16 protein-coding genes are annotated in these 17,982 nt (G+C 54.3%); 2 read left to right on the top strand and 14 right to left on the bottom strand.

What is annotated here, in order from left to right:
• The first annotated feature begins 92 nt into the window (after positions 1-92).
• The gene (locus tag DWV32_RS10480) at positions 93-227 is read left to right on the top strand and encodes a hypothetical protein (RefSeq protein WP_255413136.1); all 135 of its coding nucleotides are present in this window, start codon (positions 93-95) and stop codon (positions 225-227) included.
• 167 nt (positions 228-394) lie between these two features.
• On the opposite strand, the gene DWV32_RS02075 is transcribed toward DWV32_RS10480, so the two are convergent.
• The 14 genes from DWV32_RS02075 to DWV32_RS02010 all read right to left on the bottom strand — a co-directional run bounded on the left by DWV32_RS02075 (position 395) and on the right by DWV32_RS02010 (position 16,031).
• The gene (locus tag DWV32_RS02075) at positions 395-2,110 is read right to left on the bottom strand and encodes a phospho-sugar mutase (protein WP_158566026.1); all 1,716 of its coding nucleotides are present in this window, start codon (positions 2,108-2,110) and stop codon (positions 395-397) included.
• A 56-nt stretch (positions 2,111-2,166) separates the two neighbouring features.
• Entirely contained in the window at positions 2,167-3,153 is a 987-nt protein-coding gene (locus tag DWV32_RS02070) for a nitroreductase family protein (protein ID WP_117757061.1), read from the bottom strand.
• Positions 3,143-4,594 carry a flippase gene (locus DWV32_RS02065; RefSeq protein ID WP_117757060.1) on the bottom strand — a complete coding sequence of 484 codons (1,452 nt, stop codon included), beginning with the start codon at positions 4,592-4,594 and terminating at the stop codon, positions 3,143-3,145. Before DWV32_RS02065 ends, DWV32_RS02070 begins: the two co-directional genes overlap by 11 nt.
• 4 nt (positions 4,595-4,598) lie before the next feature.
• Positions 4,599-5,645 carry a polysaccharide pyruvyl transferase family protein gene (locus tag DWV32_RS02060; protein WP_117757059.1) on the bottom strand — a complete coding sequence of 349 codons (1,047 nt, stop codon included), beginning with the start codon at positions 5,643-5,645 and terminating at the stop codon, positions 4,599-4,601.
• 16 nt (positions 5,646-5,661) lie between these two features.
• Positions 5,662-6,822 (bottom strand): O-antigen ligase family protein, encoded by a 1,161-nt coding sequence (locus DWV32_RS02055; protein ID WP_147346201.1) that lies wholly within the window; start codon positions 6,820-6,822, stop codon positions 5,662-5,664.
• A 94-nt stretch (positions 6,823-6,916) separates the two neighbouring features.
• The gene (locus DWV32_RS02050; protein WP_158566025.1) at positions 6,917-8,038 is read right to left on the bottom strand and encodes a polysaccharide pyruvyl transferase family protein; all 1,122 of its coding nucleotides are present in this window, start codon (positions 8,036-8,038) and stop codon (positions 6,917-6,919) included.
• A 105-nt stretch (positions 8,039-8,143) separates the two neighbouring features.
• Positions 8,144-8,677, bottom strand: a complete 534-nt coding sequence (locus DWV32_RS02045; protein WP_117757056.1) for a DapH/DapD/GlmU-related protein — start codon at positions 8,675-8,677, stop codon at positions 8,144-8,146.
• On the bottom strand, positions 8,671-9,738 hold the full coding sequence (locus DWV32_RS02040; RefSeq protein WP_117757055.1) for a glycosyltransferase family 4 protein: 1,068 nt from the start codon (positions 9,736-9,738) through the stop codon (positions 8,671-8,673). The genes DWV32_RS02045 and DWV32_RS02040 overlap by 7 nt, the downstream gene beginning before the upstream one ends.
• The gene (locus tag DWV32_RS02035) at positions 9,739-10,491 is read right to left on the bottom strand and encodes a WecB/TagA/CpsF family glycosyltransferase (RefSeq protein WP_117757054.1); all 753 of its coding nucleotides are present in this window, start codon (positions 10,489-10,491) and stop codon (positions 9,739-9,741) included.
• Entirely contained in the window at positions 10,488-11,852 is a 1,365-nt protein-coding gene (locus tag DWV32_RS02030) for a sugar phosphate nucleotidyltransferase (protein ID WP_233540378.1), read from the bottom strand. Before DWV32_RS02030 ends, DWV32_RS02035 begins: the two co-directional genes overlap by 4 nt.
• On the bottom strand, positions 11,852-12,601 hold the full coding sequence (locus DWV32_RS02025; protein ID WP_233540377.1) for a sugar transferase: 750 nt from the start codon (positions 12,599-12,601) through the stop codon (positions 11,852-11,854). Before DWV32_RS02025 ends, DWV32_RS02030 begins: the two co-directional genes overlap by 1 nt.
• Before the next feature lie 81 nt (positions 12,602-12,682).
• Entirely contained in the window at positions 12,683-13,273 is a 591-nt protein-coding gene (locus tag DWV32_RS02020) for a hypothetical protein (protein ID WP_117757053.1), read from the bottom strand.
• A gap of 324 nt (positions 13,274-13,597) precedes the next feature.
• Entirely contained in the window at positions 13,598-15,361 is a 1,764-nt protein-coding gene (gene thrS / locus DWV32_RS02015; RefSeq protein WP_117757052.1) for a threonine--tRNA ligase, read from the bottom strand.
• A 238-nt stretch (positions 15,362-15,599) separates the two neighbouring features.
• Positions 15,600-16,031 (bottom strand): zinc ribbon domain-containing protein, encoded by a 432-nt coding sequence (locus DWV32_RS02010; RefSeq protein WP_055251579.1) that lies wholly within the window; start codon positions 16,029-16,031, stop codon positions 15,600-15,602.
• Positions 16,032-16,518: 487 nt separating this feature from the next.
• On the opposite strand from DWV32_RS02010, the gene DWV32_RS02005 reads away from it, so the two are divergent.
• A complete protein-coding gene (locus tag DWV32_RS02005) occupies positions 16,519-17,982 on the top strand; it encodes an NAD(P)/FAD-dependent oxidoreductase (protein ID WP_117757051.1) in 1,464 nt (487 codons plus the stop codon).

Raw genomic sequence — 17,982 nt, 5'->3', positions numbered from 1 at the left:
CGCCCCGGGGACCGGGGGCGCGGCCCTCGCCGTATGGTTTCCCCGGGCGGTTACTTTGGCGAGCCCGCCCGGGAAGGATGGAGGAGATGACCGTGCCCCTGGACACAGTGAATGATATACGGTCGATGGATGCCGCCGAGCGCTCGAGGTCCGAGATCGCCCGAGTGCTCCACGTGAGCCGAAACATCGTGGCGAAGTACGCCACCCACTCGTTGAGCCATTGGTAGAGAGTCTGCCGAGAGGGGTACCCCGACTTGCGGGTCGCGTGCATGACGGACACTCCGCATTCCTCGACCGTCTCGACGGTCTTGCGCTTTTCCTCTTCCGTATAGCTCGTTATCTGCGAACTCCTATCCGGACCGGTTCGGTCCAACTATTTGTCCGCGCCCCCATCTCAGCAATCTAGCAATGCATTCACAGAGTTCCATAAAGCATCCAATAGGTTATCAGCAGATTCTTTCGTCAAGCCCTTCGCAAAGAGATACACCTTGAGCTTAGGCTCAGTACCACTCGGACGAACAAGTACACGAGACCCGTTCGAGAGTCTCCACTCAAGCACGTTGCTCGGCGGCAGTGTTTGAACGGGCTCGTCGGGTAGCGAATTCACTATTGGCATAGGCGCACCCGCTTTGTAGTCAATCACATGGTCAACTGTCAAGTTGGCGATCTCGGTAGGAGCTCCCGCGCGAAATCTGTCCATAAGCGCAGCCATTCGCTCGGCACCGTCGACACCCTCGAAAGCTCTCGTTAACTGCTTGCCAGACCACCAGCCGTAGCGGTCATACAAGCGTGCCATGGCATCGACCAGATCAAGCCCATCGGCCTTCAGGTTCGCGGCCATCTCGCACACGAGCATACACGCTTCGATGCCGTCTTTATCGCGCACGTGCGTTCCAGACAGATACCCAAGGCTCTCTTCAAGGCCGAACAGGAAATCTCCCCGTCGACCATCCTGCTCAAGGAGCCCGATCTGCTCACCAGTAAACTTAAAACCCGTCAACGTGCGTCTGAGCTCTAAGCCATACCCATTTGCCACATCATCTGCCATGGGCGTTGAAACAATCGTGGTGACAGCAACTTTTCGGTCAAGCCCCTCCCTCGAAGCAGCCCGTCGAGCAAGCCAGTCCAGCAATAACACGCCAACCTGATTACCCGATAGCGTTATATATTCACCGCCATGGCGAACAACAACTCCCACTCGGTCAGCATCGGGATCCGTCGCCAAGGCAAGGTCGCATCTCTCTCGGCTCGCGAGATCAATAACAGCCTCCATGGTCTGCGGAACCTCGGGGTTAGGCTTAGGACACGTTGGGAAGTCACCGTTCGGCTCGGCCTGTTCCGCAACGACATGAAATGCTCCCATACCCATATTGCCAAGCACGCGCTGCACACACACAAGGCCGGCACCGTTGAGCGGAGTATACGCGACTGATAGGTCACTGCAATCAACGCCCTGCGAGCACGAGAGCGTAGAGCTGACATAACGGTCTAAGACATCTCCACTGGCCCACGCAGTCAAACCAGATTCAATTGCCGCATCGAAAGGCTCCGCGCAAACATCGTCAAAAATATCAACCGAATCGATGGCAGCCTGAATTTGCCGGCACATCTCTGTTGTCGCCTGGCAGCCATCGGGTCCGTAGACCTTGAATCCGTTGTACTCAGCCGGATTATGCGAGGCGGTAACGACAATGCCCGCCGAGCAGCCGAGGTCTCGGACAGCGAACGACAGAACTGGCGTGGGAGAGGGATGCCCGAATACCACGGAGCGAATTCCGTTTGCAGCGAGCACCTCAGCGGCACGACGAACGAATTCCGGGCCGCCGTGGCGCGAATCCCGTGCAATAACAACCAGCGGCTCATCAACCTGCGAGTTGAGCCAATTGGCGAGACCCTGAGTAGCCTTACCCACCGTCCACACATTCAACCGGTTTGGGCCCATACCAATCTTAGCGCGCAAGCCACCAGTACCGAAATGGAGGTTGCGAGCGAACGCGTCCTTTAGAAGCTGAGGATTAGACGCGAGGGCATTCAGAGCCTCCCGATCCTCATTACCGTCCATCACTTCCAGCCAGCGATCAAATTCGTTTTCGATAGATACGTCGTTCACCGTCATTCCCCCGTCGATGAGTCCATAACCCTAATTGATTACAAGATGCGAAGAGCTTATACCTCTATGAAAATCTCACTGATTTCCTTGCGGTGACTATACGGAACCATCGTGCAATCCGGGTAGTAACCGGCACCCAAGACAACCGCGATGCGCTCGCTGTCCTTAAGGTTCAGCAGCTTGGAAATAGCCGCCTCCTCGGCACCGGTATTCCCCCACTGTAGGAAACACGACCCGATTCCCTTGAAGTGGAGAGCGTCGGCGAACCTCATGGCAACAAGGCCCGCATTTAAATAGCCCTGATTACGCTCTCCGTAAAAGGTGAACGCGTTGAGATCGAACGTCACGACAAAGAGCGTGACGGCGTCCTTGTCAAACCCACCAAGGCCCATAATCGCATCTTTGAGCTTGGACGCCTTTGCCTGATCGGTAACCTCGAGAATCTTAATCATCTGCCTGTTGCATGCGGTAGGCGCATACCGAGCCGCTTCCACGCAATCAAAAACATCGTCGCGCTTCAAGGGCACGCGCTTAAATTCACGAACAGAGTGACGATTTTTGATAACGGTCGTGAAATCATCAATGCGATGCGCCGTCGCATCTTGAAGCGTGTATTCATGAGCGCCGACAGGGACCGGTTCGAAAGAGGCCGGAATCGTCTTCAGGAACTCGTTCACGGCTTTATAGCCGTCTTCCTGCTGCCAGCCATGCTTATCAAACAGGTCTTTCCAAACCAAAAGAATGCTGACGCCCATCTCATACGCCGTCGATACCTTCTGGTTCTCGGAATACGTCTTCAAATAATCAATCAGCCCTCGCACCTTCTTCTTGCCGAAGGGACGAAGGCCCTGAGAGCACATGCCCTTTTCCAAGCTGTGAACAATCAGAAGCACGTGATAATCAACACACGCGTGATCCGACATCGACTCCGCGTAGTTGGCGACGAATCGATTCGCATCGGTACGCATCTCCCTGCGAACCTTATGTGCCTTCACAACCCTACGCAGGGCATCAATTGATTGCAGCTGCTCCTTAACGGACATTCTTTTTTCTCCTTACGATTGAAAGGCCAAATTCGAATAGCGTTTTGTCAAATACATGCGCCCAAAGCACCGTCAAAGGAATGAACAGAATCGAACCGACAAAAAGCTGAAGGATCAACGTCAAAACAGAGATACCAAATACACGTTGGACTAGTAATGCCGGAAGTGCGCTTGCAAGTCCAATCAGGTAGTACGGCACGCTGGCAAGCACTGCCTTTGAGTAATCGAATCGTGACCTCAAACGGAAATATTGATAAAGCGGAACGAAGCTTTCAGCCACTAGGGACGCTATAGCCGCACCTAACGCAGCCAAACGAGGAATCAGTAATACATTGATAAGCACGTTCAAAATACTGCTGATAAGAGTGGACTTCACATAGATGTCATCAATTTTGCTCGGAATGATGTACTGCATTCTGATGACATTGCCTAACCCCATGGCAATTAGAGCAAAACCGGACAGACGCAAGATGTTGGCGCTTTGGCTGAACTCAGCACCAAACAAGAGGTCAATCAAACTGTCTGCAACTGCGAACAAGCAAAACGCCATCATCGAGGTCATTATTGCCATGAGCCTTAGGGAGAGGGAGATATAGTGCTCGATTTTCGCCGAGTCCCCCTCAGCCACCAATTTCGACATCTTCGGCATCATGACTGAACCAAAAGAAGCGATCAGGCCTGACAGGCAGTAGACGATTTTCTCTCCATTATCAAAAATACCCGTCTGAACCATGGTGCTCATCCCACCCAGCATCACTCTGTTCAACGACCGATATACATTCAAAGCAAGCGTTGGGATTAGCAACAACGAGCAGGGAAAGAGGTGCTCTTTGAAGTCCAACAGATACTGAGGAAGGATTCGTACGCGCTTCCTCAGTCCTATCCAGTTCGTAAGATAGCCACACACATATCCGCTCACCATGATCAATGCGTACAGCGGCGTGTCGCTCTTCGTTTTCACGAACAGGAAAATCCCGGCGACGCTCAGCAGCTTGACCGTAATATTCCTGATGGAAACACGCCGAAAGTCCTCGAGGCCAAACCAAAACCAATCGATATCTGAAAAGGTGCCGACCACCCAAATCAGAAACACCAAGGCCATGATGAAATGTTCAGAGGAAAAGCAGAATGCGTAAATGGCATAACAAATCGAAATCAAAACCGTCGAGCAGCACTGAAGTCCAAAAAGACGCGAGAACAGCTGATTCAACGCATCCTGATTGCCACGTACTTTGGCGATTTCCCGCGTTCCATAATTGGTAAGCCCGAGCTTGGCAATAAGAATCACGAATTGAGCGATGGAAAACGAATACGCGTATATTCCAGTACCCTCAGCGCCGATGATTCGAGCAAGATATGGTGCCGTCACAAGCGGCAATCCCATATTCAGAATCGAATACGCTGAGTTATAGATAAAGTTCTTTTTTGTGCCTACTGCCATAGAGCTAATCCTGAACACATTTCTCGAGATAGCCAATAGAGCTGGCTCTCAACTCGCTGAATTTACTTTCAACCGAGGTGTAATCAATATCCTCGTTGAGAACGGCTTCGATTCCCGCACCGACAATTCGCTGATCCAACGCAAGGTCATGCAGCAAGTTCTCAATCTTTTTCTTTTGATAGTCAAGAACGACAAACCGCTTATGGAAAATCAACGAGAACACCGTACCGTGGAAGGTGTTGGTGACAACAGCTGATGCGCCATTAAAGCAGGAAAGAAAAGAAACGACGGTCGATTCATAATGCATATCAGCGAACGGCATACGGCGACCAAGTGACACTATTTTCAAGCTGTTATCGGCTGCATACTGTTTAATCTCGTCGACCACCGCAGCTGAAGGCGTATCGAACAGATACAGTAGAAGATAGGTGCCCGCTTCTTCCATTGACCTACAGAATCCCTGATAAAAACTTCGATCCTTCAAGAGCGTGGGGTCGCACACCTTGCACGGTACCCGATCCGTCCGAGAAGTGATGTACTCGAAGGAATAGTCATCCCTAACGCTGATGTTCGCGTACTTCTTTATGGACTCACATGGATACTTCAGCGAATCCAACGTTTCATAGGGCGAATTCGCGATTGAGGCTGCATAGGTAACGATCTTAGAACCATCCCATGGCAATCCCCAGAAGACATCCTGGGACTCCAAGAAATATGGCGACGTTACATCCCAAACGGTATCGCTGCCAATGGAAAGCAAATCAAAGCGTTCAGCTCCACTAGGATCGACGATGTGAAAATGTTCACGAATGAACTGCCGGGAATCTCGATACTTTTTAATAACGGCGCCTGGACTTGACCTAGACACCAAAGCCTTTATAACGTCCTTGAATTCCTTCTTGTAAGAAAGCGCTGAAAGTTTATTGATCGTAGAGATGAATGACACATTGCATCCAAGGTTGCTGTACGCATCCTGCAACGCAAGTGCTTGAAGCACGCTTCCGCAATTGGTGCTATATATGACTGTAATGATTCCGACGCTATGCTTCATGAGCTCATCGGCCTCCTTATCGCTTGCTTAAATAGGGTTTTCGATTTTCCGCACCCTCAGGAATGTCAACGGTCTCTGAGCTATCCATAGCCTTCTCTTGAGAAACGTTCATGCACATAACCGCAAGATAGAAGGTTACCCAAACACTGAAATAATCAAGAATATGCGATGTAATGGCAACGAAGACGAGATACAGCATCATAAAGAAATGCCAATAGTTCTTCTTTGAGAATTCCACAATGCCGAAGGCGAAAGATGCGATTCCCAGAAATCCCGTTTCCAAGTAGATGCCGATAGTGTCGTTGTGAAGAATACCGTTCCACACAGTACCGAAATGCGATGAAGCGTACCCGGCTAGATAGTAATTAATCGAACCATAGCCATTAAAGTCGCCAGACATACCCGATATGGCAAGATGATAGATGGTTGGACGGCCAGTCATCTCAGCGTTAAGGTCAATTCCAAAGGAGCTATACAGCCATCCCATCACGTCATACCTGTAAAGCCACATCAGAACGAATGGGCTCAGAACTATCGCAACCATAACGAGCACACGATAGACGCGTTTCACATCACCCTTAGGCACGCGACTCGACAAGACAAATGCAACCGGGGCGAGAATGAAACTAAGGCGCTTCATCGAAAGCATACAGAAAAGAAAGCAAATAAAGGCCTTTCCTTTCTGCTTCATCGCCAGAAAGAGCATCTCCATGATTAGAAAGTCATGAGCAAGAGAGGATTCGGTCGCCGCCTCGGAATCAGACCAGTTTATTGAGAGAATGCTACTTAAGGACAGATTGTCAGCATTCATAAAAAGAAAATGACAGCAGAATCTGACCAAGAGGATGTTGAAGTAATAGTTCCAATCCTCTTCATCGACCGAATTAGCAAATAGCAGGGCATTGATAATCGGCAAACCAAGGCGTCCAAGCGCAGAGAACAGGAACCCTCGTAACCCATCATGCATAATCTGAATTGGAATTGAGATGGCTCCAAAAACGACGATAAAGAAAAGTATGTAACCGGCATACTGAAATCCGCGTATTTTAGCGGTGCCTCTATATACAAAGATAATGCCGTTGGCAGCACAAAAGAGCAGCAAAGTAGCCATATATAGGGCCTGTGACGCATACCCCAGCATGTAGGCAACATAAAGCAGGTTGTAGAGAATGAACAACAGGAACCTAAACCCCGACTTAGGAAGAAGCGGGGTGTTCAAAGCTCTCTGAATAATACTTGTCATCGTATTCATATTCGTATTGCGAATCACGCTAGCCAATGTGGCTCAGACGATCCCTCAGCAAAGCCTGCTTTTCGGCACACAGACTTGCAAGCTCACGCTGAATATCAGTGAAATCGATATTCCGCACACGGGAAGACCATTCCTGTACATCAGAACAAATAAGATCGTTGGCACCGACAGCATTCAACAGAGTTGTAATCCTGGTACTAAAGTGAGAAGGAAGCGTTACGGCAACCGGCTTATTAAAGACGAGAGAAAACACGGTTCCATGGAAGGAGTCAGTGAACACACAGTTTGCGCCCTTAAAGAGCCCAACCCATTCATGGACATCTGGAGCGATGATGTTTTGGCAACCGGACTTAGTCTGATAGGGCATCGTAATAATCGACTTGATCTTCAAGCCGTGTTGCTTTGCATATGCACGAGCACAATTCGCCGTGTCGCTATCTCCATGGAGCTGATACAAAAGAACATAGCTCTCTTCGTCAGTATCCTTAGCAAAGCGGCTCCACGTATCCGGCGAAACAAGAAGCGTCGGATCGAGCATCAAATCGACGTCTGAATAGCCCATTTCCCGAAGCAATTTGATTCCTGACGTCTCTCTTACGGACAAGTAGGTATATTTCGAGAGCTGATTGTTAATGAAAGCTGAATCTTCCTCATTAAAGGATGATTTACCAAAACTCGAAGCAATCGAAATGCATGTAGAACCGCTAGGTGCAAATGCAAGGAAATACGAAGGATCGAACTTCTTTGTATAGTAGTTATTCCAAACCTGATCGCTACCCGAACAATAGAAATCAGCCTCCGGGAGATCATCCTTCAATTCCTGGCACGAAAAGTATCTTTTGTTCGTAAGAGGCATTTCACTATCGATGAACCTGTCGAATGTAGAAATCCTCTTACGATTTCCCAGAGACTTGAGGAATGCTTTAGCAACCCGAATTGGAAAGGCCGAATTCATATTCGACACGTCGTTAAACTGATTTCTGAACGTGCCATAACCCAATATATTGTTGGGGCAATAGTCAATAATAATCGGCTCAAAACCAGCATCCTTAAGATACTGGACAGTCGCATACGCTTGCAGCGCGGCTCCGTAGTTATAAGCACGATGATACGTCATGATAGCAACTGACTTTTTGGGCATTAGATTCCCTTCCCTCATTTCGTTTTTAAGCCGAATGATAACGACCTATGATTAGTGGATTGTTAAACGCTGCGAATACCATCAATGCAGCCACAGCAATCGTTTTTATAGAATCAAGCCCATACCGCCGTCGAGCTCTTCGCGCATTTGCTGCATTCGATCGTACGTAATCGATGCACGTAGAAACTCTGACCCATAGACCCCTCCCCCGGATTTGGTAACCTTTTTCGTCCGCTCTTCAAACTCCTCCACAGTCATCAAGACCTTAGCGGGAGACCCAGCCGCAACGACACCATTGGGCAGACTGCGCGTAACAACAGAATTGGCACCCACCACGCATCCATCACCGATACGAACGTTCGGCATCACGATGCTACCGAAACCGATAAACACGTTGTCACCGACTGAAACTTTGCCGACCTTCGAGTATCCAACGAGCTTCTTTGTACTGCCATCGTGAGCAAGAAGGCAGACATTGGATGCAAAGGTGACGTTATTGCCGATTTCAATCAGCCATGGGAAGTTGGCATCGATGTTGCAACCCTTTTCCATCTGAAAATCGCTACCGACAACGAGCCCATGTTTGATAAGTCGCTTTAGGTAAAGGGCTTTAAAGGCGTTTCGAATGAAACCTAGCATAGGCGATACAACTCCTTAACCTGCTTCATATGAGCGTCGAGAGAATAGGTGGATTCGATAAGCTCGAAAGCGGCGTCGCTCATCTGCTTCCGATCGTCCGCATCGTCCAAAAGAGAAGTAAGGGCATCGCCAAGCGCATCGATATCACCTGGCTCAATCAACATACCGTTAACCCCCGATTGAACCACTTCGGGAATAGCCGCGATGTTCGTGCTGATTGTGGGAATACCATGCGCCATCGCCTCAAGGATGCTCATGGGAAGCCCCTCATTGTATGACGGCAGGACGTTCAAGACGGCATCGTTCAAGATGCGCTCGCGCTGCTTCGAATCGACCCAGCCCAGGCACGCGATGCGATCAGAAAGCCCAAGTTCATCGATCTGGCTGCGAGCTGCATCGATATCACCGTCGCCGCAAAGGGCGACATGGTATTTGCTGTCGATTCGAGAGGCTACGGTGCTAAACGCCTTGATCAGATCGAATGTCCCCTTGCGCTCACCAAGCCTGCCCATAAATACAATGGTATCTGCGTCAGGGTTGTAGAGATTCCTCCCGTACGTGGGAACAGCATTGTAGAGGACCTTGAAGCGAGCATTAGGAAAATGCTGTTCCATGGAGCGCTTAATCGAGTCGGAGAGCACAAGGTTCACGTCGACATCGTTGCACACCTTCTCGACCTTTTCCTGCGCGTCTGGACTCAGGCCCGCAAAAAACGGTTCGAACTCCGCTGCATGATGATGAAACACAACGGGGATACCGCTCTTCTTTGCCTCTTCCGCGATCATTGCCTTCCGCCAAAAACTGCCCCGTTCGGCAACATGAAGATGAACCAGGTCGACTTCGTGTTTCCTCAACATATGACGGATTTTCGGGAGCGTCAGCGCAAAGTGAGCTGCAACACGCACCTTATTACCCGGAACGTGGGTTGGAACAAAATCGATGTTGAATTCATCCCAGTCAGGGTATGACAGATAGTTTTTGACAACGGAGACCATGCCACCCTTCACATCTAGAGAGGAGCAGCACATCAGCACCCGTATTTGAGAGGCAGTGGATTTCATCTAGCACCCAGCCTTACGGTATTTGAAGATGAGTGGAACGATCTTAAGGTCATCGACCAGGTAACGCTTTGCCAAACGCGCGGGATCCTGCGTGATTCGATAAAGCCACTCAAGCCCGCACCGCTGCATCCACTCGGGAGCTCGGGTCACGTTACCCGCCTCGAAATCCAAGCTCGCTCCCAATCCGAGCATCAGCTTCGCATGAATACGATCCCGATAGTGATGAATGAACTTCTCTTGCTTAGGGCAACCGAGTCCCACGATGAGAATGTCGGGTGCAGTCTCATTGATTTGGCTAATCGCCTCATCAACTTTTTTGGAATCGCGTTCGAAGCCATAATCAGGAGACATCGTGCCCACAACACGCAATCCCGGGAACTTAGCTGTTAAGTTGTCCGCCGCCTTCTGAGCAACACCAGGTGCCGCGCCGAAGAAGTACATCGTGAGACCACGCTTGGAGCACTCGGAGCACAGGGCGGGAAACAAATCGGATCCGGAAATCTTTTCTTTTATCGGGCTACCGTATCCCTTGGATATCCAGATGAGCGGCTTTCCATCCGTCAGGATAAGGTCCGCATCACGGTATACGGCACGCAGCTCATCGTCCTTTTCGAGCTGCACGATATGATCGACGTTAGGCGTGACGACGTAATTTCCCCGTCGCGATCCAGAAGCCAATTCGCAGCAACGCTCGACCGCATCATCAAAGGTGATGTTGTCGACCTCGGTATTCATGAACTTCAAGCGACTCAATTCGACTCTCCCCAATGGTTGCCATACCGCACGTTATCGCTCTCGACCAAAATATCGCCCAGCTGGATTTCTATGGCGTTGATGTCGGTACGCGCTAGCAAAGCGTGACGAACACCGGCAGGAATCTCGACAACGCTTCCAGCGACCACGGGGCGCTCGCGGCCCGCGAGCGAAAACAGACCCTCACCTGATACGATGGTCCACACCTCTGAACGGTTAACATGGCCTTGCTCACAAATCTGACTACCCGCCCGAACGAAAATCTCCTTCACAATCGTGCGCGAGCCATCGCGATAGGAACCTGAGTCGACAACCCGGTACGAGCCCCACGTCATGGTCTCTTGCATAGGACGGTCCTCGGCCGCCTCTTTCACCAGCGATTTAATGTGCGCGGATTCTTCTTTTCCGGACACCAGGACTCCGTCTGGCGTTGCGACCACCACGGAATCATGGAGCCCTGCGATCACCACGGGAATACCTAGCTCATTGATGGCATGAACATCAGAGCAACTGTCTTCGTCAATGGAAACCCGTCCGCTTACAGATTCGCCCATCTCCTCGGTAAGCGTGTTCCAAGTACCAAGGTCCTTCCAAGATCCAGCATACGGAATAACGGCGACGGATTCCGCCGTCTCCACCACCTCGTAATCGAACGAGTTCTTTGGAAGCTCAGCATAACGCGACTGGAGGTCCTCATAGCTTGCATACGATCCATACTGAGACAGGATGTCGAGAACATAACCAAGGCGGAATCCAAAGACGCCACAGTTCCAAAGAGCCCCGCGACCTATGAGCTCGCTCGCCTTGACCTCATTGGGTTTCTCGGTAAAGCGCTCCACCATCCGCGGAGAGCCCTGCGATTCAGAGGGAACGATATAGCCGTACTTCTCGCTCGGGTAAACAGGTTCAACGCCCAGCAGCACGATGTCTGCTGTATTCGCCTCGATTGCCGATGCGACATCTGCAACCTTTTGGAAGTAGGTATCCTCGACATAGGAATCGATGGGCATCACAATAACCGGGTCGGCAAGACCCGCACCCTGCTCTGCCAATAGGTGCTCGCACGCAAGCATGATTGCAGGAGCGGTATCGCGACGCTCAGGCTCCACGACCTCAGCATAGTGACCCTTAACTTGCATCTCGAGAGCACGAACCTGTGTCGCACAGGTTGCCACAGTTACATCCGCGCCGGGAACCACGCGTTCAATCTGGTCGAAGGTTCTCTGCACCATCGATACATGGTTGCCATTGACATCGCGCAACACTTTAAGAAACTGTTTTGATCGCGCATCATTCGAAAGGGGCCAGAGCCGAGAACCTGAACCACCTGATAGCAAAATGATATGAATAGCTTGGCGCATCAGCACGCACCATCCCCGGTAAACACCTCAAGCACGGTGAGGCAGATGATTTTAAGATCCAACAGGACACCCCTCTTTGCTATATATTCCAGGTCGCGGCGAACCATGCCATCGAACCCGGTGCTGTTGCGCTCTGTCACCTGCCAGAGGCCCGTGATGCCGGGCTTAACGGCAAGGCGCTGCAGGTCGAATTCTGTATACTCGGCGACCTCGTTGGGCAGAGGCGGGCGCGGGCCGACGACGGACATCTGGCCCAGGAACACGTTGAGGAACTGCGGGAACTCGTCGATGGAGTGCTTGCGGATGAACTTGCCGATCTTCGTTACGCGCGGGTCCTCTTTCATCTTGAACATGGCGCCGGCAATCTCGTTCTGCCCCTTGAGCTCGGCGAGGCGCTCATCGGCGTCCTTATACATGCTGCGGAACTTCCACATGCGGAAGGTGGACAGGCTGCCGTCGCGGCGGGTCTGGCCCACGCGGATCTGGCTGTAGAACGGGTTGCCCTCGCTCTCCAGGCGGATTGCCGCGGCGAGTGCCAGGCTCGGCACGGCGATGACGGCCAGCACGCAGCCGCTGAACACGATGTCGAAGGCGCGTTTGACGGTGCGGTAGCCGAGGCGCGTGCGGTCCCAGTTCTTCACGGCCTGCATGGCCTTGTAGCGCATGCTCGCGTCGCCGCCATTCATGGCCTGGGCAACAAGCGCGGCCCCCACCGGCGTGTTTCGCTCTGTCACTTCTTTAGTAGTCAAGTTCAAATCCACGTCCCTGTTCCCAGGGATCCCCCACTCGATGAATTCAAATTGCGAATGAATTACCAGTGCGACGTCCCCTTACGTCTTACTGGGCACGTCCAACGGAAGCAGCTCCCTAAAAGCGGAGTCGCCTTCGCCCACGTCTACCAGGCACCAGCGTTTATGACGGTCAATCTTCTTTACGCGAGCCTCTTGCCCCACCAAGGGCCCTTGCTCTATATGCAGCACGCCGTCTTCTATGCGGGCTACGCTGTTGCGAACCACGCCGTTGTCGTCGAGCACGCTGCGGTACCAGTCCTGCGCATTGTCCGGCATGGGCGCATAGGCCCGCTCCTTACTGCCGGCAATCCTGCAGCCAAAGCTCAACTGGGCCAAAGCCTTGTCGAGCAGGGCGGCATCGCGCGTGGCGACGAAGAAATATTCCTTGTACATGGGTTTGGTTTGGAGCGACCAGGCGCCGTCCCGCTTAAACCAGAACTCCTTTTGCATCACAAAAGCGTCCTGCATCAGCTCGTGCGGGATAATGCGGCGGACCTTTTCGCAGGTCTCGCGCTCTTTACCGTTGGGGGTGTGGACCAGATACCAGCGGACACGGCCGTGCTGGCTGTTGGTAGTAGCGCCACTAAAGGCACCGGGCAGCTGCTCTTGGCGCCGCATTGTCCGTTCCATCTCTCGCCCCCTTTTCTTGCTCCGCGACGCACGCGGATGCAGGGGCGTTAAGAACAGGCTTCTCGCTCGCAGCTAGGCGCAGTCGCAAAAGTACAGGTTTTTGTATCTTTCGACGCTGCTCATTATACGAGCAAACTGCTCGCGTTTTCCCAGATTGCACAAAATGCGCCGCGAATGGGTGCATCTCCATACCCCTCTATAAAAACCTGTACCTTTTTGCACAACAAAAAAGCCGCTCTAACCAGCGGCTTTTCTTCTATAGACAACAAAAAAGGCGACCGCCCTATGGGACGATCGCCTTTGTTAATTCTTGTATTGTTTGTGCTAGGCGCGGGTCTTGATCTCCTCGAGCACCTTGGCAACGAACTCGTCAACGCTCATCTGAACGGTCTCGTTGGAGCGATCGCGGACGGAGATGTTACCGGCCTCGACCTCCTTCTCACCCAGGATGAGCATGTAGGGCACGCGGTCGATGCTGCGGGCCTCGCGGATCTTGTAGCCGATCTTCTCGTCACGGTCGTCGCAGACCACGCGAATGCCGGCCTCCTCCAGCTTGGCGCACACCTCGTGAGCGTAGTCGCGGCTCTTCTCGGAGACGGGAAGCGCCTTGACCTGCACAGGAGCCAGCCAGGTGGGGAACTTGCCCGCAAAGTGCTCAATCAGAATACCGATAAAGCGCTCGATGGAGCCAAAGCACACGCGGTGCAGCATGATGGGGCGCTTCTTGGTACCGTCGGCGTCCACGTACTCCAGGTCAAAGTTGAGCGGCATCTGGAAGTCGAGCTGCACGGTACCGCACTGCCAGGTACGACCGAGCGAGTCCTCCAGGTGAAAGTCGATCTTGGGGCCGTAGAAGGCGCCATCGCCCTCGTTGACCTCGTAGTCCATGTGCAGCTGCTCCAGAGCGGTGCGCAGGCCCTCCTCGGCGCGCGCCCAATCCTCGTCCGAACCCATGGAGTCCTCGGGGCGGGTGGAAAGCTCAACGTGGTACTTAAAGCCAAACTTCTGGTACACGGAGTCGATGAGGTTGACCACGCCCACGATCTCGTCGGTCAGCTGGTCGGGACGCACAAACAGGTGGGCGTCGTCCTGGTTAAAGCAGCGCACGCGGAACAGGCCGTGCAGGGCACCGCGCAGCTCGTGGCGGTGCACCAGGCCAATCTCGCCGGCGCGGATGGGCAGCTCGCGGTAAGAGTGCGGCTTGGAGGCGTACACCAGCACGCCGCCCGGGCAGTTCATGGGCTTAATGCAGTACTCTTCGTCGTCGATGACGGTGGAGTACATGTTGTCCTTGTAGTGGTCCCAGTGGCCCGAGGTCTTCCACAGCTGCTTGTTCATGATGAGCGGCGTGGAGATCTCCACGTAGCCGGCCTTGTGGTGGATCTCGCGCCAGTAGTCCAGCAGCGTGTTCTTAAGGATCATGCCGTTGGGCAGGAAGAACGGGAAGCCGGGGGCCTCGTCACGCATCATAAAGAGGTCCATCTCGCGACCGATCTTGCGGTGGTCGCGCTTCTTGGCCTCCTCCAGCATGTGCATGTGCTCGTCGAGCTCTTCCTTGGTGGCAAAGGCGACGCCGTTGATGCGGGTGAGCATCTTGTTGTCCTTGTCGCCCTTCCAGTAGGCGCCCGAGACGCCAGTGAGCTTAAAGGCCTTGAGCGCCTTGGTATAGCAGATGTGGGGGCCGACGCACATGTCGATGTAGTCGCCCTGCTGGTAGAAGGTGATGCGGGCGTCGTCGTCCAGGTCGCCGATGTGCTCGACCTTGTACTTCTCGCCGCGCTCCTCCATAAGGGCGATGGCCTCGGCGCGGGGCTTCTCGTACACGGAGAACTTGAGGTTCTCCTTGACGATCTTTTTCATCTCGGCCTCGATCGCGGGGAAGTCGTCCTCGCTGATCTTGACGCCCTCGGGCAGGTCGACGTCGTAGTAGAAGCCGTTGTCGGTCGCGGGACCGTAGGCAAAGTCGGCCTCGGGGTACAGGCGCTTGATGGCCTGCGCCATGATGTGCGCGGCGGAGTGGCGGATGACGTGCGTGACCTCGTCCTGCGGGAGCTCGGCCACCGAACCGTCATTGTAGAGTGCCTTCATGGGTATGTTTTCTCCTCTCGGATGCCTGATGCAAGTGCGTGCGATGCGCTCGGCGTTTTTGACTTGCATCATTATAGGCAGGTTGCCTTGGTATACAAGCGCCCGCCGCACCTTAATGGCACGGCGGGCGATTTTCTACGCATGCTTCATCGTGTGGGGGCGGGGTTGCGGGGTGCGCGTGCGGCTTTCGCATGGCGCGCGGTGCCCGTGGCTTGCGGCCGGCCCGGCGATGGATGCGCTACTGAATGCGAGTTCGGCAGTAGGGGCAGACCTTCCAGTGCGCATCGAGCGGGCGATGGCAGCTGGGGCAGACGTTTCGAACCTGGGTGTCGCACACCGGGCAGACGACGAAGTCCTTCTCGATGGGCGCGCCGCACTGCGGGCAGGTGCCGTACTGGGCAAGCTGGCGCTCGCGCAGGGCCATGTCCAGCTCCTGCTCCTCGCGGTCGGACGCGTAGGAGTGCGGGCGCAGGACCAGGTAGGCAATGAGGCCTACAAACGGGATGAGGGCGATGATGCCCCATGCCACGTAGGCGCTGGCGCCGCGGCGGCGAGCGTCGATGAACACGTAGACGACCGACAGCACATACAGGGCGATGATAAAGCCAACGAAGGCATAGACGACGCCCATAAGCTGCGGCGACATGAGCTCGGAGATGTACTTGGACATTGAGGTGTACCTTTCGGAATATTTATAGTTCGGTCAAGTTTACCACGGGGTTTGTTTATATGGGACCACGGCTAGGCGCGGGGCTGGCGCGGACACAAACATCTCAATCTGTAACAGGTGGAGGCGAAATCCGGGTCTAGGTGTTACGGATCGAGACACAGGGGTTCCTTCCCGACTTCAATCTCGCTCTGTAACATCTTGGGCCCCAAAACCCCTCTTACTGTTACAGATCAAGACAAACGGAGGGGGCGTCTGGCAAACGTCTTTATCTGTAACATCTGGAACCCAAATCCTCGTCTAACTGTTACAGGTCGAGACAAACGGTTGCCGTAGCTGTCGGCAGACGAGCTTTTAGACGTTGCTGGGTCTCCCCTCGTCTGCCGTTGGCGGGTGTTGCGGGGCTGTTCACCGCATTGCCGCCGCGCTGGGGGTGTGCAGACCGTAGGATAGTCTTATTGACAGCCTGTCAACTCGTCTGGGAGGCACCGTGGCAGAAACGTTTGATATCGCAATTGTGGGCGCGGGCATTACGGGGTGCGCCATCGCGCGGCAGCTCGCGCGCTATGACCTGTCCATTTGCGTGGTCGAGGCAGCAAACGATATCGCGCTGGGCGCGTCGAAGGCCAACGGCGGCCTGGTGCACGCTGGCTACGATCCGGCGCCGGGCACCGTAAAGGCGCAGGTCAACGCCCGCGGCTGCGAGCTATATGGCACGTGGGCCCAGGAGCTTGGATTTTTGTTCCGCCGCACCGGGTCGATGGTGCTGGGGTTTAACGACGAAGACCGCGCACACCTAGAGAAGCTGCGCCAGAATGGCCTGGCCAACGGCGTGCCCGAACTGTCGATTATCGGCCCCGAGCGCATCCACGAGCTGGAACCGCGTGCGAGCGCCAAGGCGACGTGCGCGCTGTGGTGCCCCTCGACTGGTTTTGTCGACCCCTTTGAGGTCGCCATTGCCGCTCTGGAGAACGCTGTGGCCAACGGGGTGACGTTTATGCGGTCGGCTCCGGTGGAAGCGATTGAGGTTGCTAGCGGCGAAGCTATCGACGCGGCTGCGCACTTTACGCTGGTGATGCCCGCTGGCAACGTGCGCTGCCGTTACCTGATTAACGCCGCGGGCAACGGTGCCGCGGATATCTCGCACATGGCGGGCGCCGAGGAGTTCCAGATGGTCTGGCGCCAGGGCAACATCGTAGTGCTGGACAAGGAGCCGCGTGCGCTCATGCCGCTCTACCCCGTTCCCACGCCAGTTTCCAAGGGCGTTATCGTCACGGGCACCGTACATGGTAACACCGTGATCACCGCGACCGCTGCCGTGCGCGAGCCCGGCGACACGCAGACCTACGCTTCCGATGTCAACGCGCTGCTGAGCGGTGCGCGCAAGCTGGTGCCCGATCTGGACACGCGCCGTGTGGTGCGCGCGTTTGCCGGCGGGCGTCCGGTCATAAAGGGGACGAACGACTTTCTTATTGGGCAGTCCGCCGTGGTGCCAGGCCTATTCCAGGCGGCGGGCATTCAGTCGCCGGGCGTGGCGAGCGCGCCAGCCATCGCCGAGCGCATGGAGCAGATCTTGCGCGATGCCGGTGTTGCCCTGCACGAGCGGCCCGACTGGGATCCCGTCCGCCGCGCGCCGGACGACTTCGACCGTGCGCCACTTGTGCGCAAGGAGGAGCTCATCGAGTCCGACCCTGCATGGGGACAGATCGTCTGCCGCTGCGAAACGGTGCCCGTGGCCGAGATTGTTGCCGCGATTCGACGCCGCCCAGGTGCGGTTTCGGTCGAGGGCGTCAAGCGCCGCTGCCGCGCCGGCATGGGCCGCTGCCAGAGCGGCTTTTGCCAGAGCCGCGTGGTGGCGATTCTAGCCCGCGAGCTGGGCTGCGACCCCAGCGAGGTGCTGCTAGAGGACACTGGCTCGTGGCTGGTTGAGGGACCGCTGAAGGGGGTGCGCTAG

The sequence above is a fragment of the Collinsella sp. AF04-24 genome, assembly GCF_003465685.1.
Taxonomy (GTDB): Bacteria; Actinomycetota; Coriobacteriia; order Coriobacteriales; family Coriobacteriaceae; genus Collinsella; species Collinsella aerofaciens_AP.
Note: the sequence above shows the minus strand (reverse complement) of the source record. Positions and strands in the feature narration are given on the sequence as shown.